Source organism: Streptomyces sp. NPDC054813 (assembly GCF_053611365.1).
Genome location: NZ_JBSHAF010000067.1, coordinates 1 through 4776, shown reverse-complemented (window position 1 = coordinate 4776; position 4776 = coordinate 1). Strand labels below are relative to the sequence as shown.

The following is a 4776-nucleotide window of genomic DNA, read 5'->3' as shown; positions in this document are numbered from 1 at the left end:
CGTGACACGGTTCGGTTCGCCGATGCGGTTGCCCGCCTGCACGAGCAGGGTGTGACGAGGTTCGTGGAGGTCGGTCCGGATGCCGCGTTGACCGCTGTGGGACCGGATTGTCTGTCGCGGGACGCGACGGCGGCGTTCGTGCCGTTGCTGCGTCGCGGGCAGCCCGAAGTCCGTTCGGTGGCAGCCGGGTTGGCCCGGTTCCACGCTCATGGCGGCGTTGTCGACTGGGCGTCGTATCTGCCGGCCGCGGCCCGGGTCGACCTGCCCACCTACGCCTTCCAGCACCGCCGCTACTGGCTGGACAGCGCCGAACTGCCGCACCGGAGCGGCTATCCGCTGCTGGACGCGGCCGTGGAGTTCGCCGAGGAGGACGGCTTCCTGTTGTCCGGGCGGCTGGCCACCCGGGCGCAGCCCTGGCTGGGGGAGCACACCGTGCTCGGCGCGACCGTCGTGCCCGGCAGCGTGTTCGCCGAACTGGCCCTGCACGCCGCCACGGAGACCGGCGTCGGCGAGGTCGCCGAACTCACCCTCCAGGCACCGCTGGTGCTGCCCGAGGACGGTGCGGTCGAGGTGCAGATGAGAGTCGGTGCGCGGGACGCGGCGGGAGAGCGGCCGCTGACCGTGCACGCCCGCCCGGCCGAGGACGGCACCCCGTGGACCTGCTACGCCCGTGCCGTGCTCGGCCCGGTGTCGGCAGAGCCTCAGGACGCGCCGGCTGCCTGGCCGCCGCCGGACGCCGTCGCGCTGGACGTCGGTTCGGCCTACGCCGAGTTCGCCGCCACCGGCCTGGAGTACGGTCCGGCGTTCCAGGGCCTGCGCGCGGCCTGGCGGAGCGGTGACGAGATCCTCGCCGAAATCGAGCTGCCCGATCTGACCGACGCCGGCCGCTACGGGCTGCACCCGGCCCTGCTGGACGCATCGCTGCACGCCTTGCGCTACCTGCACGAGGACGAGGGCGACCGTACCTTGCTGCCGTTCGCCTGGCACGGGATCGCGCTGCGCCGCACCGGGGCGTCCGCGCTACGGGTGCGGATCTCCCCGGTCGCCGCCGAGGCGGCCCGGATCGAACTGGCCGACGCGACGGGCGCCCCGGTCGGGGTCGTCGAGTCCCTCGCGGTCCGGCCGATCTCGGCCGAACAACTCGGCCACCACGAATCGCTGTACGCCGAGGAGTTGGTGCCCGCCGCCCTGCCGGGCGGCCCGGAGCCGACCGTGCTGGACTGCGCCGAGCCGGCCGAACTGCCTGACGGGGAACTGCCCGAGGTGGTGGTGCTGACGGTCGGGACCGAGGCCGGTCCGGTGGCCGCGGCCGGTCGGGCGCTGGGCGCGGTGCGCGCCTGGCTGGCAGAGGACCGTTTCGCCGGCAGCCGGCTGGCGCTGCGGACCCGGAACGCCCGCACCGATCCGGCCGCCGCCGCGGTCTGGGGGCTGCTGCGGTCGGTGCAGCAGGAGCACCCGGACCGGTTCCTGCTGGCCGACTTCGAGGGCGCCGACGGGACCGACGGCAGCGCGGCCGCCACGGGCACCGACGGCAGCGTGGCCACGGCGGGAACCGACGGCACCGCGGGGACCGACGGCAGCGTGGGCACCGACGGCGCCGCGGCCGTCGCGGGCACCGACGGCGCCGGGATTCCCGCTGCCGCGTGGAACCTGCCCGGCGGGCAACTGGTGGTGCGCGACGGCGCGGTGCTCGTGCCAAGGCTGTCCCATGTCCCGCTGTCCAGGATCACCGACCGGGACGGCACCACCTGGGATCCGGGCGGCCCGGTGCTGATCACCGGAGGGCTGGGCGCGCTCGGTGCGGCCCTCGCCCGTCATCTGGCCGGCGACTGCGGAGTGCGCGAACTGGTGCTCACCGGCCGCCGGGGCCCGGACACCCCGGGCGCGGCCGAACTGGCCGCCGAACTCCGGGAACTGGGCGCGGAGGTGGCGGTGGTGGCGTGTGACGTGGCCGAGCGGGAGACGGTGGCCGCGTTGCTGGCCGAGCATCCGGTGACGGCGGTGGTGCATGCCGCCGGGGTGGTGGACGACGGTCTGGTCACCGGGCTCACCGAGGAGCGGCTGGCGGCGGTGCTGGCGCCGAAGGTGCTGGGCGCACGCTGGCTGGACGAGCTGACCCGTGACCGTGAGCTGACCGACTTCGTGCTGTTCTCCTCCGCCGCCGGGGTGCTCGGTGCGGCCGGGCAGAGCGCCTACTCGGCGGCCAACGCCGCCCTGGACGCGCTGGCCAGGGCCAGGCACACCGCCGGGCTGCCGGCCACCTCGCTGGCCTGGGGGCTGTGGGAGCAGCGCAGCGGCATCACCGGTGAACTGTCCGATGCCGACCTGGCCCGTATCGCCCGCGCCGGGCTGCGGCCGCTGACCACCGCCGAGGCGCTCGAACTATTCGACCTCGCGCGAGCCGTCGATGAACCGGTACTCGCCCCGATGCGCCTGGACCGCACGGCCCTGCGGACAGGCGGCCCGGTCCCGGCGGTCCTGCGCGGTCTGGTCCGGGAAACGTCCACCACGGTCGCCGCAACGGCCGCCGGCGCTCGCTCCGCATCCGCCGCGGCGCCGGCCGCGTTGTCCGGACCCGACCGGGAGAAGGCGCTCCTGGAGCTGGTCCGCGCCGAAGCGGCCAGGGTGCTGGCCTACGACTCACCGGCCGCCGTGGCCGAACACCGCACCTTCGCCGAACTCGGCGTCGACTCGCTGGCCGCCGTGGAACTGCGCAACCGGCTGTCCGAGACCACCGGAATCCGGCTGCCCGCCGCGGTGGTGTTCGAGTACGCCACCCCGGTCGCTCTGGCCGCGCACCTGCACACCTCCATGCCCGCGGCCGACGGCGCACAGGCCGGCTCGCCGCTCGCCGGACTCGACCAGCTCGAAGAAGCACTGGCCGGTGCCGATCCCGGCGCCGTGGACCAGGCGCGGCTGCGCATGCGGCTCACCGCGCTGCTCGCCAAGTACGGCGGCGAGGAACAGCCCGGCGCCGCACCGGAGCACGACCTGTCGTCGGCCTCCGACGACGAACTGTTCGGCCTCGTCGACGGCCTTGGCGCCGACCAAGGGTGAGGAAGGGAACCGCGTGGCTAACGAGGACAAGCTCCGGGACTATCTCCGGCGTGCGCTGAGCGAGGCGCAGAGTGCGCAGCGCAGGCTCGCCGAGATCGAACAGGCCCGGCGCGAGCCCATCGCGATCGTCGGCATGGCCTGCCGCTACCCCGGTGGCGTGGGCACCCCCGAGCAGCTGTGGGAGATGCTGGCCGCCGGCCGGGACGGGATCTCCGGCTTCCCCGCCGACCGAGGCTGGGACCTGGCCGGACTGCCGGTCGGGCTCGGCGGGTTCGTCGCCGACGCCGGTGACTTCGACCCCGGGTTCTTCGGGATCTCGCCGCGCGAGGCGCTGGCGATGGACCCGCAGCAGCGGTTGCTCCTGGAGACCTCCTGGGAGGCGTTCGAACGCGCCGGGATCGACCCGCTCACCGCACGCGGCAGCCGCACCGGCGTCTTCGCCGGCGTGATGTACCACGACTACGCGACACTGATGGACAGCGTCCCCGAGGAACTGGAAGGTTTCATCGGCAACGGGAACGCCGCCAGCATCGCCACCGGCCGGGTCGCCTACACCTTCGGATTCGAAGGCCCCGCGGTCACCGTGGACACCGCCTGCTCCTCCTCCCTGGTCACCCTGCACCTGGCGGTGCAGTCGCTGCGCTCCGGGGAGACGACCCTGGCGCTGGCCGGCGGCGTGACCATCATGTCCACCCCCGGCACCTACGTGGAGTTCGACCGGCTCGGCGGACTGGCCGGTGACGGCCGGTGCAAGGCGTTCTCCGCCGACGCCGACGGCACCGGCTGGTCCGAGGGCGTCGGCATGCTGCTGCTGGAGCGGCTCTCCGACGCGCAGCGCAACAACCACCCGGTGCTCGCCGTCATCCGCGGCTCCGCCGTCAACCAGGACGGCGCCTCCAACGGGCTCACCGCCCCCAACGGCCAGGCACAGCGTCGGGTCATTGTCGAGGCGCTGACCAACGCGGCGCTGTCCCCTGGGGACATCGACGCGGTGGAGGCGCACGGCACCGGCACCTCGCTGGGCGACCCGGTGGAGGCGCAGGCCCTGCACGGCGTCTACGGTGCTGATCGCGAGCGGCCGTTGTGGCTGGGGTCGGTGAAGTCGAACATCGGACACACGCAGGCCGCCGCGGGTGTCGCCGGCGTGATCAAGGTGGTCGAGGCGATACGCCACGGGGTGCTGCCCCGCACCCTGCACGTCGACGCCCCGACCCCGCACGTCGACTGGGCCGGCGGCCCGCTGGAACTCCTCGCCGAATCACAGCCCTGGCCGGAGACCGAGGTGCGTCGGGCCGCGGTGTCGGCGTTCGGGGTGAGCGGTACCAACGCGCACGTGATCATCGAGCAGGCGCTGGCTGTGGAGCCGACAGCTGTTCCGGAGCCGGTGTTGCCGGTGCCGGTGCCGGTGCTGGTGTCTGGGCGGAGTGCTGAGGCGTTGCGGGGGCAGGCGGCTCGGTTGCGTGAATACCTGCTCGCCGAACCGGGCGTCGGTGTCGCGGAGGTGGCGCGTGCGGCGGCGCTGTCCCGGGCGGCTTTGGAGCATCGCGGTGCGGTGGTGGCCGCGGACCGAGAGGAACTGCTCACTGGGCTGGCCGAGTTGGCGGGTGATGGTGGTGCCTTGGCGGACCGGGGTGGGCTTACGGGGTTCTTGTTCTCGGGGCAGGGGTCGCAGTGGTCGGGAATGGGTGGGGAGCTGGCTGAGCGGTATCCGGTGTTCGC

General features: G+C 74.0%; 2 protein-coding genes. Both read left to right on the top strand.

All coding sequences use genetic code 11. The features are described 5' to 3' along the window. The coding region (locus ACWGJB_RS49745) for a type I polyketide synthase (RefSeq protein WP_453386625.1) at positions 1-3057 on the top strand (3057 nt) is incomplete at its 5' end. Positions 3058-3070: 13 nt separating this feature from the next. Continuing rightward, the coding region (locus ACWGJB_RS49740) for a type I polyketide synthase (protein ID WP_453386624.1) at positions 3071-4776 on the top strand (1706 nt) is incomplete at its 3' end.